The 18493-nt window shown below is 69.6% G+C and carries 14 protein-coding genes; 6 read left to right on the forward strand and 8 right to left on the reverse strand.

What is annotated here, in order from left to right; all coding sequences use genetic code 11:
* Positions 1 to 25: 25 nt before the first annotated feature.
* From ACY0PA_RS30030 to eccE, 4 genes are all read right to left on the reverse strand, one after another.
* Entirely contained in the window at positions 26 to 1927 is a 1902-nt protein-coding gene (locus ACY0PA_RS30030; protein WP_473080645.1) for an ABC transporter substrate-binding protein, read from the reverse strand.
* A 330-nt stretch (positions 1928 to 2257) separates the two neighbouring features.
* Complete coding sequence (locus ACY0PA_RS30035) at positions 2258 to 5155, reverse strand: SCO5717 family growth-regulating ATPase (protein WP_473080646.1); 2898 nt, start codon at positions 5153 to 5155, stop codon at positions 2258 to 2260.
* Positions 5156 to 5493: 338 nt separating this feature from the next.
* Positions 5494 to 6342, reverse strand: a complete 849-nt coding sequence (locus ACY0PA_RS30040) for a hypothetical protein (RefSeq protein WP_473080647.1) — start codon at positions 6340 to 6342, stop codon at positions 5494 to 5496.
* Positions 6342 to 7703, reverse strand: a complete 1362-nt coding sequence (gene eccE, locus ACY0PA_RS30045) for a type VII secretion protein EccE (protein ID WP_473080648.1) — start codon at positions 7701 to 7703, stop codon at positions 6342 to 6344. The genes ACY0PA_RS30040 and eccE overlap by 1 nt, the downstream gene beginning before the upstream one ends.
* Before the next feature lie 179 nt (positions 7704 to 7882).
* On the opposite strand from eccE, the gene eccB reads away from it, so the two are divergent.
* Genes eccB through ACY0PA_RS30060 form a run of 3 tightly spaced genes read left to right on the forward strand, consistent with a single transcriptional unit; the run spans position 7883 to position 11312 of the window.
* Positions 7883 to 9418 (forward strand): type VII secretion protein EccB, encoded by a 1536-nt coding sequence (eccB, locus tag ACY0PA_RS30050; protein ID WP_473080649.1) that lies wholly within the window; start codon positions 7883 to 7885, stop codon positions 9416 to 9418.
* A gap of 14 nt (positions 9419 to 9432) precedes the next feature.
* Positions 9433 to 10713 (forward strand): type VII secretion-associated serine protease mycosin, encoded by a 1281-nt coding sequence (gene mycP / locus ACY0PA_RS30055; protein WP_473080650.1) that lies wholly within the window; start codon positions 9433 to 9435, stop codon positions 10711 to 10713.
* Positions 10710 to 11312: a hypothetical protein gene (locus ACY0PA_RS30060; protein WP_473080651.1), complete on the forward strand. Its 603-nt coding sequence runs from the start codon at positions 10710 to 10712 to the stop codon at positions 11310 to 11312. The genes mycP and ACY0PA_RS30060 overlap by 4 nt, the downstream gene beginning before the upstream one ends.
* 3 nt (positions 11313 to 11315) lie before the next feature.
* Here the strand turns inward: ACY0PA_RS30060 and ACY0PA_RS30065 are convergent, their stop codons facing one another.
* The 4 genes from ACY0PA_RS30065 to ACY0PA_RS30080 all read right to left on the reverse strand — a co-directional run bounded on the left by ACY0PA_RS30065 (position 11316) and on the right by ACY0PA_RS30080 (position 15557).
* Positions 11316 to 11864: a hypothetical protein gene (locus tag ACY0PA_RS30065; RefSeq protein ID WP_473080652.1), complete on the reverse strand. Its 549-nt coding sequence runs from the start codon at positions 11862 to 11864 to the stop codon at positions 11316 to 11318.
* A 38-nt stretch (positions 11865 to 11902) separates the two neighbouring features.
* Positions 11903 to 14164, reverse strand: coding sequence for a hypothetical protein (locus ACY0PA_RS30070; protein ID WP_473080653.1), 2262 nt, complete (start codon positions 14162 to 14164; stop codon positions 11903 to 11905).
* The gene (locus tag ACY0PA_RS30075; RefSeq protein WP_473080654.1) at positions 14164 to 14673 is read right to left on the reverse strand and encodes a hypothetical protein; all 510 of its coding nucleotides are present in this window, start codon (positions 14671 to 14673) and stop codon (positions 14164 to 14166) included. The genes ACY0PA_RS30070 and ACY0PA_RS30075 overlap by 1 nt, the downstream gene beginning before the upstream one ends.
* A gap of 167 nt (positions 14674 to 14840) precedes the next feature.
* Complete coding sequence (locus ACY0PA_RS30080; RefSeq protein ID WP_473080655.1) at positions 14841 to 15557, reverse strand: hypothetical protein; 717 nt, start codon at positions 15555 to 15557, stop codon at positions 14841 to 14843.
* A 277-nt stretch (positions 15558 to 15834) separates the two neighbouring features.
* Here ACY0PA_RS30080 and ACY0PA_RS30085 point away from each other — a divergent pair, with 277 nt between their 5' ends.
* The 3 genes from ACY0PA_RS30085 (at position 15835) to ACY0PA_RS30095 (ending at position 18470) form a co-directional block, all read left to right on the forward strand.
* Positions 15835 to 15996, forward strand: a complete 162-nt coding sequence (locus ACY0PA_RS30085) for a hypothetical protein (RefSeq protein WP_473080656.1) — start codon at positions 15835 to 15837, stop codon at positions 15994 to 15996.
* A 249-nt stretch (positions 15997 to 16245) separates the two neighbouring features.
* Entirely contained in the window at positions 16246 to 16722 is a 477-nt protein-coding gene (locus ACY0PA_RS30090; RefSeq protein WP_473080657.1) for a hypothetical protein, read from the forward strand.
* Positions 16719 to 18470, forward strand: a complete 1752-nt coding sequence (locus tag ACY0PA_RS30095) for a hypothetical protein (protein WP_473080658.1) — start codon at positions 16719 to 16721, stop codon at positions 18468 to 18470. Before ACY0PA_RS30090 ends, ACY0PA_RS30095 begins: the two co-directional genes overlap by 4 nt.
* The last annotated feature ends 23 nt before the right edge of the window (positions 18471 to 18493 follow it).

Consider the following 18493-nt stretch of genomic DNA (forward strand, 5'->3'; position numbering starts at 1 on the left):
ACGCGTTTCTCCTGACCGGGTGCTGCTACTCGCGGTCGTCCGCCGAGGTGCGGCGGCGCCGCGCGAGGAGCAGCCCGCCGCCGCCGAGGATGACGACGGCCGCGACGATACCGATGATCACGCCGGCCGAGCCGGAACTGCTTCCGCTGTTCTTCGCGTCGCTCGTGCCGCCCGCCGGAACGGCCGACCACCAGCTCCAGTACCCGTCCTGGCCGTAGATGTTGCCGGCCTCGGTGGGCATGGTCTGGATCGACTTGATCTGGTCGGTGCGGTACGCCTCGACGGCGTTCGGGTACGCGATGACGTTCATGTATCCGGAGTCGTACAGCCAGGACTCCATCTGCTTGACGATGTCCGCGCGCTTGGCCGGGTCGTACTCGGCGAGCTGCTTCTTGTACAGGTCGTCGTACGTCTTGTCACAGATGAAGTTGTCCGTCGCCGCGCTCTCCTTGGCCTTGACGGGCAGGGCGGCGCAGGTGTGGATGCCGAGGACGAAGTCCGGGTCGGGGTTGACCGACCAGCCGTCGAACGCGAGATCGTACTCACCGGCGTACCACGGCACCGAGACGTCGTCGAGGCAGTCGACCTTCAGGCCGATACCGAGCTTGCCCCACCACTCCTTGAGGTACTTGCCGATCGCCTTGTCGTTCGGGTCCGTGGCGTGGCACAGGATGCGGAAGTTGAGCGGCTTGCCGTCCTTGCCGACGCGCTCGCTGCCCTTCATCTTGTAACCGGCCTCGTCGAGCAGCTTGCCCGCCTTGTCCGGGTCGTACCCGAGGGCCTGGCTGCCGGACGGCTTCCAGAAGTAGTCGCCGAAGCGCGGCGGGATGTAGCCCTCGCCCTCGACGGCGTGGCCCTGGAAGACCTTGTCGACGATCGTCTTGCGGTCGATCGACAGGAACAGCGCCTGACGCACCTTCTGGTCGAGAAGGGCCTTGTTGCCGTTGCCGAACTTCTTGCGGTCCTTGGTCTGCGCGCCCGGGTTCGTGGCGAGCGCGAAGAAACGGCGGCCCGGGCCCTCGTTGACCTTGATGTTCTGCTCGCCCTTGAGCGACGCCGCCTGAGCGGGCGTCAGGGCGGGGGAGCCGGCCACGAAGGAGACCTCGCCCTTGCGCAGGGCGGCGACCGCGGCGTCCTGGTCCTTGTACGTCTTGAAGACGACCTCGTCGAACTTGGGCGCGCCGCGCCAGAAGTCCTTGTTGGCCTTCAGCTTCACGTACTGGTCGACCTTGTAGTCGGTCAGCACGAACGGGCCGTTGCCCACGAGCGGGAAGGTCTTGTCGTTGTTGAACTTCGAGAAGTCCTTGACGTTCTTCCAGATGTGCTCCGGCACGATCGGGACGTCGAGCGCGGCCATCGTGGCCTGCGGCTTCTTCAGCTCGATGACCAGCTGGGTGGCGCTGGGAGCGGTGACCTTCTTGAAGTTGGAGACGAAGCTGCCGTTCGCGGTAGCGGCGCCCTCGTCCGTCATCATCTTGTTGAAGGTGAAGGCGGCGTCGGCGGCGGTGGCCTGCTTGCCGTCGGACCACTTCGAGTCGGACCTGATGGTGTAGGTCCAGGTGAGCTTGTCCGCGGACGGCTTCCATGCAGTGGCGAAGCCCGGGACGGCGTGGTTGTCCTTGGGGTCGTAGTTGGTCAGGTACTCGTACATCATCCGGTGGATGCTCGTACTGACCAGTCGCTGGGCGAGGAACGGGCTCAGCGAGTCGACGCTCTGGGCGAGGGCGACGGTGAGGACCTTCTTGCCGCCGTCGGCCGCCTTGGCCTCTTGGGGCGCGGGGTTGAGCGGCGTGGCGAGGCCGGCCGTCAGGGTGAACGCCGCGGCGCCGGCGGCCAGGAGGACCCGCAGGGTCCGGCGGGGCGCGCGCCGTGGGGAACGGGAGAAGAGCGGAGCGTGTGCTCTCTTGGGCTGATCTTTTGTGTCCATGGGTCGGTGACCTCGCGTCGTTGCTCACGCAGGAGTGGCAGGTTGATCATGGGACGCCAGCTGGTTGATGTGTGTGTCTATCAGCGGCAGTCTGCGCACGTCAACGACACATGAACCCCATGTGGCCTGCGGAAATAACGAGTTGACCTGCATTTCACGCACATTGGTCGAGACCTCTGACGCCTTGCAGGCCAGGGCGTGATGCCCGTACCGCACAACAATGCGTATCCGGTGGGTGTTTGAGAGGTTTTCGGCTGCACGGGAAAGGCCCGCACCGAGGTGTCGGTGCGGGCCTTGTGCGTGCCCTGGAGGCCGCGATGACGGCAGTTGTTACTGCTGAGGCGGCTGGGGCTGTGCGGTGTACGGGGGGAGGGGGTGGCCGGGCTGACCGGGGGCGGCCTGGCCGGGGGCGGGCGGCTGACCGGGTGCGGGCTGGCCCGGCGCGGGGGGCTGCTGCTGCCACATCTGCGGGGGGCCGGGCTGGCTCGGCTGACCCGGCTGCGGGGGCTGGCCGGGGGCGCCGGACTGGGCCTGGCCGGGCTGCTGCGGATACGGCTGGCCGGGGTAGGGCTGGCCCGGGAACTGCTGGCCCGGCGCGGGCTGTTGACCCGGCGCGGGCGGCTGCCCCGGATACGGCTGGCCCGGGTAAGGCTGCTGCGCGGGGTAGGGCTGCTGCTGGTGACCCGGCACCGGGGGAGCCATGGTGGGCGGAGGGTTGCCGTCCGACGTCCACAGGCCCTGCTGCTGCTGAGCCCGCGGGAAGTCCTCCGCGACCATCGCCGAGAGGTTGAAGTACGCCTCGCGCACCTTGGGCCGCATCATGTCGAGGTCGACCTCGGCGCCGGCCGCCAGGTGCTCGTCGAACGGCACCACAACGACGCCGCGGCACCGCGTCTCGAAGTGCGACACGATGTCGTCCACCTTGATCATCTTGCCGGTCTCGCGGACCCCGGAGATGACCGTGATGGAACGCGACACCAGATCCGCGTACCCGTGCGCCGACAGCCAGTCGAGCGTCGTACTGGCGCTGCTCGCGCCGTCGACGGACGGCGTCGAGATGATGATCAACTGGTCGGCGAGGTCGAGGACGCCGCGCATCGCGGAGTACAGCAGACCGGTGCCGGAGTCGGTCAGGATGATCGGGTACTGCTTGCCGAGCACATCGATCGCGCTGCGGTAGTCCGTGTCGTTGAACGTCGTCGAGACCGCCGGGTCCACGTCGTTCGCGATGATCTCCAGGCCGGAGGGCGCCTGCGAGGTGAACCGGCGGATGTCCATGTACGAGTTGAGGTGCGGGATCGCCTGCACCAGGTCTCGGATGGTGGCGCCGGTCTCACGGCGCACACGGCGGCCGAGCGTGCCGGCGTCCGGGTTGGCGTCGATGGCGAGGATCTTGTCCTGGCGCTCCGTGGCGAGCGTCGAACCGAGCGCGGTCGTCGTGGTCGTCTTGCCCACGCCGCCCTTGAGGCTGATGACGGCGATCCGGTAGCAGGACAGGACCGGCGTGCGGATCAGGTCAAGCTTCCGCTGCCGGTCGGCCTCCTCCTTCTTGCCGCCGAGCTTGAAGCGCGAGTTGCCGCCGCCGGGGCGGGTGCTCTTCGCCTTCTGCTTCTTGTTGCTGAGGAGCCGGTCGGCCGACAGCTCCACGGCCGCCGTGTAGCCGAGCGGCGCACCGCCGACGTTCGTGGGCGTGCGCTGGTCGTGCTGAATGGGCTGCGGCCAGGCGCCACTGGCACGCGGGTCGGTGGGCGCCTGCCCCGGGAACGGCTGGCCGGGCTGGCCCTGGAACTGCTGATCGGGCTGCGGCTGGCCGGGGTGGCCGGGCTGCCCTTCGGGGTGCGGGGCCGGGGCCTGCGGCGCGGGCGGCTGCGGGTGCGGCTGCTGTCCGACGGGCGGCTGGGGGCCGGGCTGCTGGGTGTGCGGTGCCGGCGGCTGCTGGGGGTGCTGCTGCGCCGGGAGGTGCGGGGCGGGCGCGGCCGGGTGTCCCTGAGCCGGGGCTCCGGGCTGCGGCTGCGGGAACCCGTAGCCCGCGCCGGGCTGGGGCTGCTGCTGCGGGAACCCGTAACCGCCTTGCGGGGCGGGCTGGTTGGGCGCGCCGGGCTGGGGCTGCTGCGGGAATCCGTAACCGCCTTGCGGGGCGGGCTGGTCCGGTGCGGCGGGTGCGGGCGGCGTCGGCTGCGGGAACCCGTAGCCCTGCTGCTGCGGCGGTGCCGGAGGCGCGGGCTGCTGCGGGTCGCCGGGGGCCGCTTGCTGCGGGAAGCCGTAACCACCCTGCGGCGCGGGCGGGGTGTTCTGCGCGGGCCAGGCCGGGGGGGCGGGCGCGCCCTGGGCCGGAACCGGCGCGCCGGGCTGCGGCTGCTGCTGCGCCGGCCACTGCGGAGCCGCGGTGGGGGCGGCGGGCTGGAACGCCGGGGGGAGCGGCGGAATGCCGTCCTGCGGCACGGGCGGCGGGGCCCAGGCGGCGGTGGCGTTCTGCGCGTCGGCCGGTGCGTCAGAGCCGGCGCTGGTGCCGGTGTCCGCACTCGCGTCGGCCGGTGCTTCCGTAGAGGCGGTTTCGGAGCCGGTGTCGTCCGAACCGGTCGACCCCTCCGCCTCGGACGCGTCGTCAGAAGCGGCCTCGGAGCCGGTGTCATCGGTCGAGGCCTGAGCGGCGTCGGTGTTGGCGTCGGCATTGGTGTCGGTGTCCCCGTGATCCGCGGCGTCCGCGGCCTCCGCGGAAGGTCCGGCAGCGGCGACCACGGCGAAGTCGCCGGACTCACTGGAGTCGGCGTTCTCGCCGTCAGCACCCGCCTGCGCGTCGGCAGACGCGGCGTCCCCGCCCTGCTCCTCGGTTGTCGGCTCGGCCTTCTGCTCGCCCTGGGCGGCCAGCTCGGCGAACTCCCGCTTCAGCGCGGACGCGGAGAACCGCATCGTCGCGCCGCTCTCCAGATCCCCGTTCCCGGAACCCGCGTCCGGCTCGGCGGCCGAAGCGGCGGGCGTGTACGGCGTGTAGGGCGCGGGCGGCGCCTGGGGCGCCACCGGTGCAGGCGCGGGCACCGGCGGCGGAGGCGTGGCGGGGGTGGCCGAGGGGGTCTCGCCCGTGCCCGACGACGCGTTCTGCGTGTACCAGGCCGGTGGGGCGTAGTCGATGGTGAACTCGCCCGTCGTCTCAGTGGCGGACTCCGCGTCGGAGTGATCATCGACGGGTGTGTCCCAGCCCCCGCGGATCTCGTCCCGATCGCTGTTCACAATGCCTCCTGGTGTGGTCGAGCACCCTCGTGCCGTGGTGGGGGGCGACCGTTCCTGATCGTCCGATCCGCCGCGCTCTTCCCCTGGGACGCGTATGAGCCGTTGGTGGGTTCTCGCGCGCGTCCTTGTCCCAGCCTAATCACCAAAACCACGTGCACGGCAGGCCCGTCCGTCCCCCCGGCGCCGACCGAGGGGTCACACCCGGCCAACAAGTGATGCCCAAGCGATACGGAAGTGACGAACACCCCGTTGTCCGCGGTGAACAAACTGCCCGAATAAGCCGCAAAGGGGAACGAGTTCGATCGCCGGAACGGTCCGGGGCGGGTTCTGATCCCGCCTCAGTCCATCCGGCGTGCGTTACCCAACAATCCGGTCTCGGCGTCCGTCGCCTGGGTCATCACGTACTGCCGGTCGCGGTCGGTACACCACAGAGTGACGCCGTCCGCGAGCGTCGGCAGGGACTCCCACTCGCCGCGCGGAAGTCCGATGACGCGACCGATCTCCGCCGCTTCGTCCGGAGAGACCCGCTGGACGCCGACGAGCCGCGCCTGACGCATCAACCGGGGCGCCACCGGGCTCAGATAAGGCAGCAGCGTCAGCACGGACTGCCACGGCGCGGACGCCACGCGCCCGCGCGGCGGCCGCATCCCGCAGTCCCGCACCACGAGCACCGGGCCACCGGCGGACGCGCCCTGCGGCGGCACCCGTCCGACGTCGTGCACCGTCATCCCGGACTGACCGCCACCGACCGCCTGCACCAACTGCGCCCAGGCCTGCGCCCGCCCGGTCTCCACCGCGACCCGCGCGCCGGTGGCCGCGGCCCGCAGCGCCAGCACCTGAGCCGTCCACAGACCGCCGATGAGCACCATGTCGTACGGCGTCGGCCGGTTCACCCCGAGAACGGCGGGCTGGCCGTCGGCATCCACGCCGACGACGACACCGTCGTCCCCGATGGGCAGCGCGAGCGTGTCCAGCTGCTCGACGGAGAGCGTGTGGCGCTGGTGACGCGGTCCGAAGAGTCCGAACCCGGTACGGGGGCGTTCACCGGCCGCACGGCCGCCGGCCGGCGCGGGAGCCGCGCCTGCGTTCCCATAGCCGTTCCCGTTCCCGTTCCCGGTCCCGTTGCCGTTCCAAGAATTTCCGTCCCAGGATCCTGCCCCGGCCGGGGGAGATGACGTCATGGCCATCAGCGCGCACCTCCGAGCGGCAACGTGGCGAGAACTCCGGGCAGTTGTTCGCGGTCGAGCCGGACGAGACCCGTCTTGGCCTGTCGGGCCGCGGTCTCCAGGGACCGCCGCGCCGTGGTCAGCTCGCTCTCGCTGCGTCCCGTGATCCGCATGTGGCCGCAGAGCTGGACGTCCCGCTGGTCACCGCGGGACAGCGTCAGGCTGAACGTCGTGGCCAGCGCGGGCACCGTGGTCAAAAGCGCGACCAACTGGTGCAGAGCGGGCCCGGAACCACCGAGCTGGGGCCAGCGCCGCACCCAGTACGTGGTGTGCCTGCGGTTGTCGCAGCGCCAGCTGCGGCCGGACTCCTCGGTCCTGCGCTGCGGCAGCTCGCTCCGCCCGGCCTGTGCGGTCACCATCGGATTGGCGCACGCCGACGTGGCGACGGCGGCCGTGAGCTCCTCCTCCGTCAGCACGCTGGCGCGGAAACCCGCGCCGGTCAGCCGGCTCGCCAGATGTTGCGCCACGCGGGCCACGCACTTCTGCGCTCCCACGGTGCCGCCGCCGCGCGCGGCCACGGCCTCCGGGCACAGCTCCGGGTCGAGCTTCAGGGCGATCCATGTGATGCGGACCGCGGGGGAGCCGGTCTGGGCCTGCAGCGGCGCGTAGTTGCTCACTGCCACGGACTGCTGCGGCAGGTGCAGCGCGGGCGCGGGCTGCGTGTGCAGCACGATCTGCGCCGACTCGAGCTGGATCCCGTCGACATCCAGGGCGTCCCGCACGATCCCTATGGGCAGCGGCCGCCGGGAGCGCTCCGCACGCAGGGCGGTGGCGTCCGACTCGACCTGGAGCACGGCGGTCAGGAAGCCGCCGTCACCGACCATGCCGATGGGCCGCTGGTCGCGGTCGTCGCCGCGGCTGTAGCTGTACGTCCGCAGCGAGGGGTCGCACTCGACGGCGGGCGCGAGGCCCGGCTCCGTACCGGGCGGGACCGGCGTGCTCGCCGCGCGGCGCTTGCGCGCGCGCATCGCCAGGACGGTGCCGAGCCACTCCGGCAGCGACCGTCCCCTGCGGCGTACGAGGGCGAACAGGACGAGGATCACGGCGACGACGCCCGCGGGCACCAGCGCCAGCTTGTTGACGACCGCGGCACCGACGAGCAGCGCCGCGGCGAGCTCGATCATCACCATCTGCTGGAGCCGGAACGACCCGGCTCGCCCGGAACGCGACTTCAGATGAAGCGAGACCGGACCGGCGGGCGCCGCCGGAGAGCCGGCCCCACCGCCGGACCGAGCCGCCGGCGCACCGTCTCCAGGTCCCGGCCGACCGTCCGACCGCGACCGGGATTGCGACCGTGACCGGGTCCGCGTTGCGGAAGCCATCACTCCAAACCCCCCGAACTCTCCCGAAAATCCCTGACGCACAGGGCCTTTGAAGGCCCCAGCACCCTACCCGTCCCGCACGCACAACCACGCAACAGGCATAGTAGGGGCCGGGTCTGACAACGGAGGGCGGGGGACGCAGGTACCCCCGAGCGCTGCACGGGGAGAAGCGGTCACAGATGGCATCACGGCGGGACGAACTCAACGCCTACACCTTCGCGAAGCGTCGTACGCTCGCGTCCTTCCTCCAGCCCTCACCCTCCGGTTCGGAGGAGGGGGCACCGAAGCCGCTGCGTGCGGTGCTGCCGGGCGTCATCGTCGGCATCGTCGTCCTCGCGGTCTTCGGGGCATGGGGGATGTTCAAGCCGACAGCGCCGCCCAAATGGGACGATCTCCACAAGAACGTGATCGTCGCGAGCAAGTCGACGACGCGGTACGTGGTCCTGAAGACGGACGGCAAGAAACAGCTGCACCCCGTCCTCAACATGGCGTCGGCCAAGCTCCTCGTGGATCCGAGCGACAACCCCCCGGTGACGGTGTCCGAGGACGTGCTCGACAGCGGCAAGATCCCGCACGGCGCCACGATCGGCATCCCGTACGCCCCCGACCGCCTGCCGCCGGACTCCGAGGCGGAGTCCGCCAAGCGCTGGGCCGTCTGCGAGCGCCCGGGCGACGGCGGCCGCGCCATCCAGAAGGCCGCGTTCGTCCTCGCGAAGCGCGACCTGGCGAAGACCGAGGGCCGCGAGTCGAAACTGCGCGGCGGCGACCTGATGTACGTCGTCGGCCCGGACAAGGCCAAGACCGAGTACGTCGTCGACGCGCACGGCACCGCCTACCGCATCGACGCCCAGGGCCCCGACAAGGAACAGCTCCTGCGCGCCCTCGACATCAACGCCTCCGCCGACCAGAAGCCTGAGCGCGTCTCCCGGGACTGGCTCGACACCCTCCACCAGGGCTCGCCGGTCTCCTTCCCGACGCTCCCCGCCAAGCCCGGCACCCCCGCGGGCGCGAACAGCACGCTGGACGACTCCGCGAACCGCGTCGGCATGGTCCTCAAGACCCCGGACCAGTACTACGTCGTCCTGCCCGGCAAGGTCGCCCCGATCACCGACTTCACCGCCCACCTGCTCCTGTACAGCCCCGCCCTCGTGCCGCTCGCCCAGGGCGGCGAGCCCCTCAAGGTGGCCCCGGGCGCCATCGTCGCCGGCCAGAGCTTCGGCCCCGCCAACTGGCCCAAGTACCAGCCGCGCACGGTCAACGAGGCCACGACCACGGCCGGCAGCCGCAACACCGTCTGCAATGTGCTGAACAAGGTCGACAGGGGCAACGGCCGCACCACCCTCAGCACCTGGGCGGGCAAGAGCTTCCCCGCGCCCCTGCCCGCCGGTTCCTCCAGCGCCTACGTCACCGCCGGATCGGGCCAGCTCTACCGCCAATTCCAGGGCACCGAGACCGGCGCGGGCCCGGTCTTCCTGGTCACCGACACCGGCCTTCGGTACGCGATGCAGTCCAACAGCGACAGCGGCTCCGACGACGCGGGCATCGGCACCACGCCCAAGCAGCAGAAGGCGCAGCTCCAGGAGGCCAAGCAGGCGGTGACGCGGCTCGGCTACGACAAGGTCGACCCGGCGCCGATCCCGGTCGCCTGGTCGCAGTTCCTGCCCACAGGCCCGCGCCTGTCCACGACAGCGGCCCGCCAGCCGCAGGGCTCGTAGGGCCGGGGGCCACGATGGCGTACGCATCAGCATCGGGGAAGTCCGCGACAAAGTGGACGCGTAAGGCGGCACTTGTCGGCGCGCTGACCGTGACGGTCACGACCACCGCGCTCCTGCCGGCGACCCCTGCGGCAGCCGACGGCGAACAGTGCACCTTCGGCCCGAAGAACCCGAAGTACGCGGGCCGCCCCTGGTCGCTCCAGCGCGTCCTCCTGGACGACCTGTGGAGCGAGACCAAGGGCAAGGGCGTCAAGGTCGCCGTCATCGACACGGGCGTCGACGTCAAGAACCCGCAGCTCACCCGGGCCGTCGACACGTCCAAGGGCAAGAACCTGCTGCCCAAGGGCCTCAAGGACGACGACGGCAACAAGATCGAGCGCGGCAAGGAGAACGGCACCACCGACACCGTGGGCCACGGCACGCGCGTCGCCGGCATCATCGCCGCCCGCCCGGCCGCGAAGACCGGTTTCGTCGGTCTGGCGCCCGAGGCCACGATCATCCCGATCCAGCAGAACGACGCGGAGGGCCACGGCACGGCCGAGACCCTCGCGCAGGCCATCCTTTACGCGAAGTCGGCCGGCGCCCAGGTCATCAACATCTCCCAGGACACGGCGAACGCGGTCAAGCCCGCCCCGGAGCTGGAGGCGGCGGTCAACTCGGCCCTCGCCGCCAAGATCGTGGTCGTCGCCTCGGCGGGCAACGACGGCCTCGACGGCAAGGTGAAGCAGACGTACCCGGCCTCGTTCCGCGGCGTCCTCGCGGTCGCCGCGTCGGACCGCAACAATGAACGCGCCTCGTTCTCCCAGTCGGGCGAGTTCGTGGGCGTCGCGGCGCCGGGCGTGGACATGGTCTCCACGGTTCCCGGCGGTGGCCACTGCTCGGACAACGGCACCAGCTTCTCCGCCCCGTACGTGGCCGGGGTCGCCGCCCTCCTCAAGGCGAAGCACCCCGACTGGACGGCGGCCGAGGTCGTCGCCCAGATCGAACAGACGGCGGAACGCTCGACGGCCGGCCACGATCGGCTCGTGGGCTGGGGCGTCGTCGACCCGCTCCGTGCCGTCACGGAGGACCCGGATCACCCGATCGAGACCCCGTCGCCCCACGAGGGGGTCACCCGGGCGAAGGCTCCTGAGGCGGCGAAACTCCACTTCGGAGAGACGGCGGAACAGCGCGACACCCGCCTCGCCACGTACACCGTCGTGGGAACCGCCGTACTCGTCGCGGTCCTGGGTGGCGCGGCGGTGGCGGTACGGGACGCACGGCGACGGGGACGGAAGGCGGCCGGCGGGGCATGAACGCGATGATCGCGCTGAGCTTCGGCATCGCCGCCCTGCTCCTGCTGATGGCCTGCGTCAAGGCGGACCGCGTACGCGGCTGGCGCCACAGCCTCAACCCGTCGGCCCCCGAGGTCCCCGACACGGCCTTCGTGGTGGCCCGCGTGATCTTCCTGGTCCTGGCCGCCGTCATGGTGTTCGAGGGGTTCAACCTGCTCAAGGTCTCCGCCGACTCGGACTGGAGCGACGACGAACTCACCAGCGCGGTACACCAGGCCACGGACGACCTCGACGGCTGGATGTACCGCGACGACGGACTCACCACCGACTCCGCCTACTTCGACGACTACGAGTCCCTGCTTGAGGACAAGGTGATCCGCTACGGCGGCGGGGGCGCACCGGAATCAGGCATCGGCGCCTCCCCGGCCGCCACGAACACCGACACCGACGCGTACTTCACGGTGCAGGCGGACGGCGCGGACGCGGCCTTCTGCACTCACATCGAACGCACCCGCCGCCCGAAGGACGACTACACGCCGCCGGGCATCACGGGCGGCGAGGGAACACTCACCGAGCGGGCGTACCGCCTGGCGGTGACGACGAAGAACGGCGAGTGCTGAGCGTCAGCGCTCGTCACAATCCCCGCCCTGGCCAACGGAGTCGGCGTACTCCTTGACGACCTTGAGCATGTCCGCGGCGGTGGCGGGGTGCGTGGTCCGCGCCGTAACCCAGAGCGAACCGTCCGGCCGTGCGGAAGCCGGGCACTCCACCCGGCCGACGGCACCGGTCTTGGAGTAGACGAACCGCCCGTCGTCCGAAGCGCTGTCGGTGGGCTCGACGCCGATGGCCGACGTGGCCACGTCCTGCGCCGAGGCGCCGGCCGCCCGCTTCTCCACACTGCTGGAGAACGCGACCTCTCCGTCCACCTCCAGGCGGCAGCGCTTGGCGCCGACGCCCGACGTGGGCTGGGCGGTGATCTTCTTTCCGGGCGGCAGCAGGGGCTCCAGGGCCGCCGTGGAAACCTTGGCGCCGCACAGATCTCCGGGCGTCGCGTACTCCCGCTCGGGAGCTGACGACGAACACGCGGACACCGACACGGCCAGCAGGGCCGCGCCGAGTGCGAGGCGGATCAGACGTGCTCCGCGGAGTCCGCCGTGTGCGTGTCCTTGCATGTCGTCTTCGTCTTCCAGTGGCTCGGGTGAACGGAACATCAGTCGGGGATCTCGGTGTCGAGGTCCTTGGCCATCGCGTGGATGTCGGTGTTGGCGTCGTTGAAGCCCGTTGCGGTGCCTTCACTCACCCAGGTGTCGATCTTGTCCGCGTAGGGAGAGTGGTGCGCCTTGGCCGCTTCGCTGGCCGCCGCGTAGTTGACGTTCGTGGTGGAGTCCTTGATCGTCTCCCACCGCGTCGCGATGTCATGACCGGCTTCCGCGCGGTACTGGCCCGAGTCGTCCTTGAAGAACGCCTCCATCACCACCGACGTCACGGTGCCGGCGGCGCCGCCCGCGGCCGCCCCGACGACGGGGGAGGCGATGAAGCTCGTACCGATACCGACGCCGGTGCCGACGATGCCCGAGATGACGTTCTTCTTCTGGCTGACGGCGTAGTCGAAGTCGCCGTCCTTCGCGTTGGCCGGGCCGAGAACCGCCTCCTGCCGCCCCTGGGCGAGCAGGCCGCTGAACTCCCCGGACTTGCGCGACAGACTGGTGATCGTCTCCTGCGCGTCGTGCGGGTAGCGCTGGCCCTCGGGGAGATCCGGGTTCAGGTGGTAGTCCATCAGGTTGGTGGTGTACGCCTTCTCGCCGACGCTGAGCGCGCTGTACGCCTCGGGGTTCTGGCTCGCGGTGACCAGGAAGCGCGACACGGCGCTGTGGTCGAGCTTCGCGTCCGCGCCGTCGTTCGGGTACAGCAGGTTCCAGCCGGACTTGTCGCCGTCGCCGACCGTCGGTCCGTCGGCCATGGCCCGGTGGATGTCGGGCAGGTACTCGGACCCGATCTGCCCGATGCTGTCCGACATGTAGGAGTGGTCCTTGAGACGCCCCGGGTCCTCGGAGATGGAGTTGACGAGATCCCGCATCAGCGACGCCTGCTCGGGAGTGTGCGCGGGCGTGTCCGCCGTGGGCAGCTCGCCCGCCGGGTGCCCGGTCGTCCCCGCCTCGAGCGCGAGCGCGAGGTTGTTGCGGCCGGTGTTGTCCTCGTCGCCATGGGAGTTCGTCTCCTGCGGCCACTCCCGGTCCTCGAAGAGGTACTTGAAGTTGCTGGCCGCCGCCTTGTCGCCGTCCTTCGGCGTGTACTCCTCGTTGAAGAACGAGGTCGCCGCGTCCGGGCTGTTCGACAGGCCCTTCAGATAGCCCGTCAGCGGGTCGGAACCGCTGTCGTCGCCGATCCGGTTGAGCCATGGGTCCATGCCCATGTGCTGCCAGGCCATGTTGCGATGCTCGCCGTCACCGGTGAGCTTGCGCTCGGTCTCCATGAGCTTGGTGCCGTAGTCCTCGAGGAACCGGTCGTCGTAGTCGCCGGTCCGCATGAGGTTGCTCATGACCTGGAAGCCCATCGGGCCGCCACGATCGCCGTACAGCGGCTTGTCGCCGATGTCGATCATGTTGCGCTTCCACTCGTACATCGCGGTCGAGTCGCTCTGCGTCGCGTGGGCCAGGGTCAGACCGAGATTGCGCTGCAGGTCGTCGAACTGGTCGAGCCGCTCGTGGCCCAGCTCGTAGTTGCCGCGCGCCGGGTCGTTGATGCCGGTCCAGAACTCCAGCAGCTTCTGCGGGCCGATGTCGGTGGCGAACCGCTCGGAGAACAGCTCGTCGTTGGCGTACTTCTTGAGCCCGGCGTTGAGCCGGTCGAACTCCTCGATCGACAGGTCCTTCGGGTCCTTCTTCGCGAGCTTCGCCAGCTCGTCCGCTTCCTTGACGGCGGCGGCCGCGGAGTCGCGGTCCCCGTAGTCGGCGTCCGAGAAGCCCATGGTGGTCTGGTTGACGAGCATCGTCAGAACGGTGTTGGCGGAGTTGTCGCTCTCGCTCGCCCCGTCGATGATCTTCTGGATCCCGTCGCGTACCCCCGTGATGTCACCGTCTGTCGGCTTGGGGTCCTTGGCGTCGTCCTTGGCGCGGACGGTGAAGCCGCCGTCGCCTGACGCCGTGACGCTGATGTCCCGGTTGCTCGCGTTGTCTATCGCCGTCTTGAGGTTGCCGTGGTACGTCCTGAGTTCGCCCGCGGTGTCCCGGAGAATGTCGTAGATCGACTTCGCCTGGGTGTGGGCATCGTCGAATTCACCGACCGTCTTACCGATGAATTCTTTCGAGACGGTGGCATTCGCGCCGGCCCAGACGGCTTTGGCCGCCGACGCCTTCATACCGTCACGGGCTTCCTTGGCCAGCGCGTCGAGGTTCTTGACCATCGTGGACCAGTCCTCGACGGCGTCGTCGAGCAGCTTGAAGTTGGCGTGGAGGAGCGCCTCGAAATGCATCAGTCGTCCTTCTTGTCTTTCGGGGCGCCGTACACCGGATTCTTCTTGCCGGGCTCACCCACGCGCTCGTCGAAGCCGGCGTCCAGCGTGTCGATGCTGCTCATCAGGCGCTCGATGTAGCCGTCGTCACCCGCGTGGAGCTTCTTCGTGACGTGCATGTGGTTGGAGATCTGAGCGGTGGCGTCCATCAGTGACTTGAGCTGCTCCTCCCACCGGTTCGAGACCGTCTGCAGGCCCCCGCCCAGCGCGAAGCCCTGCTTCGTGAGGTCCGTGGCGGCGGAGTCACTGCTCGGAACGGCCACCCGGGCCTTGTCCCACATCTGGCTGTACAGCTTGTGGGCGTCCGAACCCACCTTCTCGAGGTCGCTGTGCCCGACCGCGAGGTCTCCGTACTGGGAGGGGGTGGCGTTGCCGCCGCCCTCGTCGTCCGGAAGCCGGTTCAGCTGCATGTGCGTCGACTGACGCTCCGCGGCCTCGGTCTTCAGTTGCTCCCACTCGTCCCACGCCATGAGTGAGCTCCTTCCCCCGTGTGCGCGTCAGTCGGCACCGATGGACGGCAGCCGTCCGGTTAAGTTAGCAACTCGGCCACAGGGAGCCACCACTCGGACCGACGTCGAATCGCGCGCGGACGTGAAGATGTTGTGGACTTTGCGGGAGTGGGGATGCCTGTGCCTGCTCAGGCGGATGCCCACGCATTCCCGGGAATCCGGTCGAGTACGTCGCACAGGTAGTTCAACCGGTCCTCGATGTTCTGCGGCGTCAAGGTGCCGGTGTACCAGGTGAACAGCTCGTCGTCGCGTACGCGGAGCGGGCTCTTCTCGCCGCGTGGATCCGAGAGCAGAAAGGCGCGTACATCGTCGGTCAGGACGTTCCGGACGAAATCCTCGTCACGCCTGTCGACTCGGAACTTCTCGTCGAACTCCGGAACGTCGAGCAGTTTCCTGGGCCCTCGCCCGAGCACCCGGTCGAACGTGCCCGGCCGCCCGATATGCATGTACGCCCCCGAGCCGGGCGCCGAGACGAGAAACACCGACTCGTATGAGATCTTCCTGTTGCCGCCCTCAGTGGTGGCGTCCAGGGGATTCGTGTAGCGGTACTCGAAGCACTTGAAGGAGCGTCCGCGGAACTCCCCTGTGGTGTAGTGCCACGCGGTCAGGTTCGAGCCCTTGCCCGGCATCGGGCCCACGCCGCAGTACTCGGTGGCGCGCCCGGGCGCACGACGCTCGTAGGTCCAGCCGCGTGCGGGGGCGGCCTCGACGAAGTCCGCCCAGTCTCTCCGGAGTCGCTCGTCCTCTCGGGTGCTGCGGCTGACCGACCTGATGGCGAGCCTGATCACTGCCCCGATGAATGCGGCCACCAAGACGTTGACCAAGATCTTAATCAGCAGTTCCATGGTCCGTGATTATTGCGGTCTCTGTGTGCACCCGAGAACCGTGGCGGGCCTCGTGACCGCCACCTGCGACAGCAACCGTGAAGATCGTTTGTGGGTGGCGAGGGGGATTCGTGCAGTGCTCCGAGCGGCCCGGCTTTCGGAGAAATGCGCTGCTCGTCGGCTGCTCGGGGTCGGTGAGCGTGGGGAAGTCCGACCCGAAGCTGTCCAAGGCCAAGCTGGCCGACACGGTCGCCGAAAAGCTCGCCGCCACCACGAGTCGGCCGAAGCCGGACGTCACGTGCCCCGAGGTCTTGTCGGGAAGGTCGGCATCACCGGCCGCTGCACGCTGACAGCGAGCGAGGGCAGCAAGCTGGGCGTGACGGTCAAGGTTTCTTCGGTCCAGGGCAGCAGCATCAACTTCGACATCAAGGCCGACGACACCGCGTCCCCCGCGAGCTGACCTGGGCTTGCCGAGCGGTCCTGCCCGCCCCGTCGACCTGCCTGACGCCGCCGAGGGGCGGGATGGGTAGTTTGCACCCGTAAGCCCCGTACGAGGAGCGCGTTTCGTAACTGACCTAGCACATAGGTCGGTTGGTTCCGTCGTACGGCGTGACTACAGTGGTAAAGGCGCGATGAGGGACCCTCGCGCCACCGCGCTGCGGGCGGCGCGAGCTGATGGACTGACGGGGAACGGGGAAGGGGACGCGTCGTGCTTCCTGCTGAGATGGGAACGGGCGGTATCTCTGCGGCGACGGCCGCCGACCTGAAGGTCGGCGCGGGAGTTCTCAAGTCGTTCAAGCAGCGCGTCGACACGCTCCTCACCGAATTCGAAGGCTCCGACGGGTCTCCTTCCAAGGTGGGCAACCAGCGCATCCAGCCGACGTCGTTGCGGGGCGCGGGGACGTCGTTCCCCGAAGCCGACGGCCTGTACCAGCAGTACAACGTCGTCCACGAGCGCCTCACCTCCCTGTCGAAGACGCTCAGCCTGCAGATCGAGGCGATGGGCATCGCCGCGCACGGCGCGGAGGTCGGCTACGACAACCTCGAGGACGACCAGCGGCGACGCTTCTGGGCCATCCAGGCCAAGATCGAGCACGACGAGCAGGCCGCGGAGCGCGAGAAGGCCGGCAAGCCCGCGCCGCAGCGCAACGACAAGAAGCACGCGGGTGGGGGGTACGGCCTGTGACCGGCAAAGACGACTCCGTGAAAGACGACTACGACGAGCTGACCGGCCAGCAGCAGAGCGATCTGCAGGTCGGTGTGACCGACTTGACCAACCGGATGTCCGAGGTCATGCACGACGCCTTCGGCTTCGGCAGGCTCCGCGCTCCCGGTCAGAAGTCGAACTTCGAGGACCACGAGCTCAACGACATGCTCGACATCGTCGAGCACACGAACCCCGCGGACCTCGAGAGTGCCGGTGAGGCCCTCTGGAAGGCGCAGAAGGCGATCTCGGACGCGGCAACCGAACTCCGCGGTCACCTGAAGGCCGCCGAGGACGACTGGCAGGGCGAGGCGGGCAGGGCCTTCCAGAAGTGGGGAGCCGGCCTGGCCGGGCACGCGGACGACTTGGCGGAGTACGCGAAGGCCGCCGGAGTGCAGATCACCTCCGCCGGGACGGGCCTGGCGTCGGTGCGCAGCGCGATGCCGCCGCGGGACACCCGGATGGTCCGGAAGTCGGTGCACGACATCCCTGTCGTCGCCCGCATGGACAGCAACGACGAATACGTCGCGGCCACCAAGGTCGAGGGCCATCGCCAAGAGGCGATCAACCAGATGAACAGGCTGTCGTCGTTCTACGTGGTTTCGGAGCAGTCCCTTAAGGGCCTGAAGCCGCCCACGTTCGAGGCGATGCCTAATGTGGGGGTTCCGCGGCCGGCTGGGGGTGGTGCTTCCCCGATCGACGATTCCAGGGAAACCCCGGGCAAGACGCAGCGCCCACTGGCAGTGGTCGAAGGCAGGCAGTTCGAGCCGACGGCCACCTCTCACACGGAGAGCACCGACGGCGTCACGCGCCCCATCATCGAGATCGACGGGGCGCTCACACCGCCTGATCGACCCATCGGCACGGACCTCGACAGCGTCGACACGCTCCCTCCGCGCACGACGCACCCTGTGATCAACACGCCTACTCCGACGCCACCGCCGACGACAACTGGTCCTCAAGTCCCGCTTCCTTTCGCGCAAGGCGTTCCGAACCCCTTGGCCAAGGGTCCGGTGGGACGGACGTTCGGCACGAGTGGCGGCCCGAGGAATCCGACGACAGCACAAGGACGAGCCGGGACCAGCGGACCCGGTACGGCTCGGAGTCTGGGGCAGAACGCCGCCAACCAGATCGGGCGTGCCACCTCGACCGGCCAGGCCGCTGCCAAGGGCGGTATACAGGGCGGCCGTCCGTCGGCCATGGGGCGTGGAGTCAGTGGCGGTATGCCCAAGCCCGGCGGAACGCCGGCCGGCCGCCCAGGAATGGGGCCGACCGGTGCGGGCCGGAGCAACGGCGGCGTCATAGGAGGAAAGCCCTCCACCACTGGCGGTGCGTCCGCCAAGACAGGGCCCAGAATCTCGAAGGGCACGGTCATCGGGGGCGAGGGCGCGGCCGGTTCGCGTACTTCGACCGGCGGGATCAGCCAGCGCGGGGTCGTGGGTGCGCCGAACACGACGAACGGCACCGGCAGGAGCCAGGCGCCGGGGCGTGGTTCCCTCGGCGGCTCCGATGGCGTGACCGGTACTCCGGCGGGACGCAACTCCGCGTCACGCGCCGGCAGGAACGGATTCACCGCCGGCGGTTCCGGCCTCGTACGAGGTTCCGAGGGCAATCGGAGTGCCGAGCAGCAAAAGAGCGATGGCGTACAGCGGCCCGACAACCCGGTCGACGACGAGCAGACGCATCTTCCGAAGAATCCGCACCGCGATGTGCCGCCAGTAATCGATTAAGCAGGAGCGAGGGCGTACGCAGC

Source organism: Streptomyces sp. DS1-CR2 (genome assembly GCF_055760475.1).

Bases quoted from the DNA above. Each gene is read 5' to 3' on its own strand.
- ACY0PA_RS30030 (WP_473080645.1), bottom strand. From the start codon at position 1,927: ATGGACACAAAAGATCAGCCCAAGAGAGCACACGCTCCGCTCTTCTCC.
- ACY0PA_RS30040 (WP_473080647.1), bottom strand. From the start codon at position 6,342: ATGGCCATGACGTCATCTCCCCCGGCCGGGGCAGGATCCTGGGACGGA.
- eccE (WP_473080648.1), bottom strand. From the start codon at position 7,703: ATGGCTTCCGCAACGCGGACCCGGTCACGGTCGCAATCCCGGTCGCGG.
- eccB (WP_473080649.1), top strand. From the start codon at position 7,883: ATGGCATCACGGCGGGACGAACTCAACGCCTACACCTTCGCGAAGCGT.
- mycP (WP_473080650.1), top strand. From the start codon at position 9,433: ATGGCGTACGCATCAGCATCGGGGAAGTCCGCGACAAAGTGGACGCGT.
- ACY0PA_RS30060 (WP_473080651.1), top strand. From the start codon at position 10,710: ATGAACGCGATGATCGCGCTGAGCTTCGGCATCGCCGCCCTGCTCCTG.
- ACY0PA_RS30065 (WP_473080652.1), bottom strand. From the start codon at position 11,864: ATGCAAGGACACGCACACGGCGGACTCCGCGGAGCACGTCTGATCCGC.
- ACY0PA_RS30070 (WP_473080653.1), bottom strand. From the start codon at position 14,164: ATGCATTTCGAGGCGCTCCTCCACGCCAACTTCAAGCTGCTCGACGAC.
- ACY0PA_RS30075 (WP_473080654.1), bottom strand. From the start codon at position 14,673: ATGGCGTGGGACGAGTGGGAGCAACTGAAGACCGAGGCCGCGGAGCGT.
- ACY0PA_RS30080 (WP_473080655.1), bottom strand. From the start codon at position 15,557: ATGGAACTGCTGATTAAGATCTTGGTCAACGTCTTGGTGGCCGCATTC.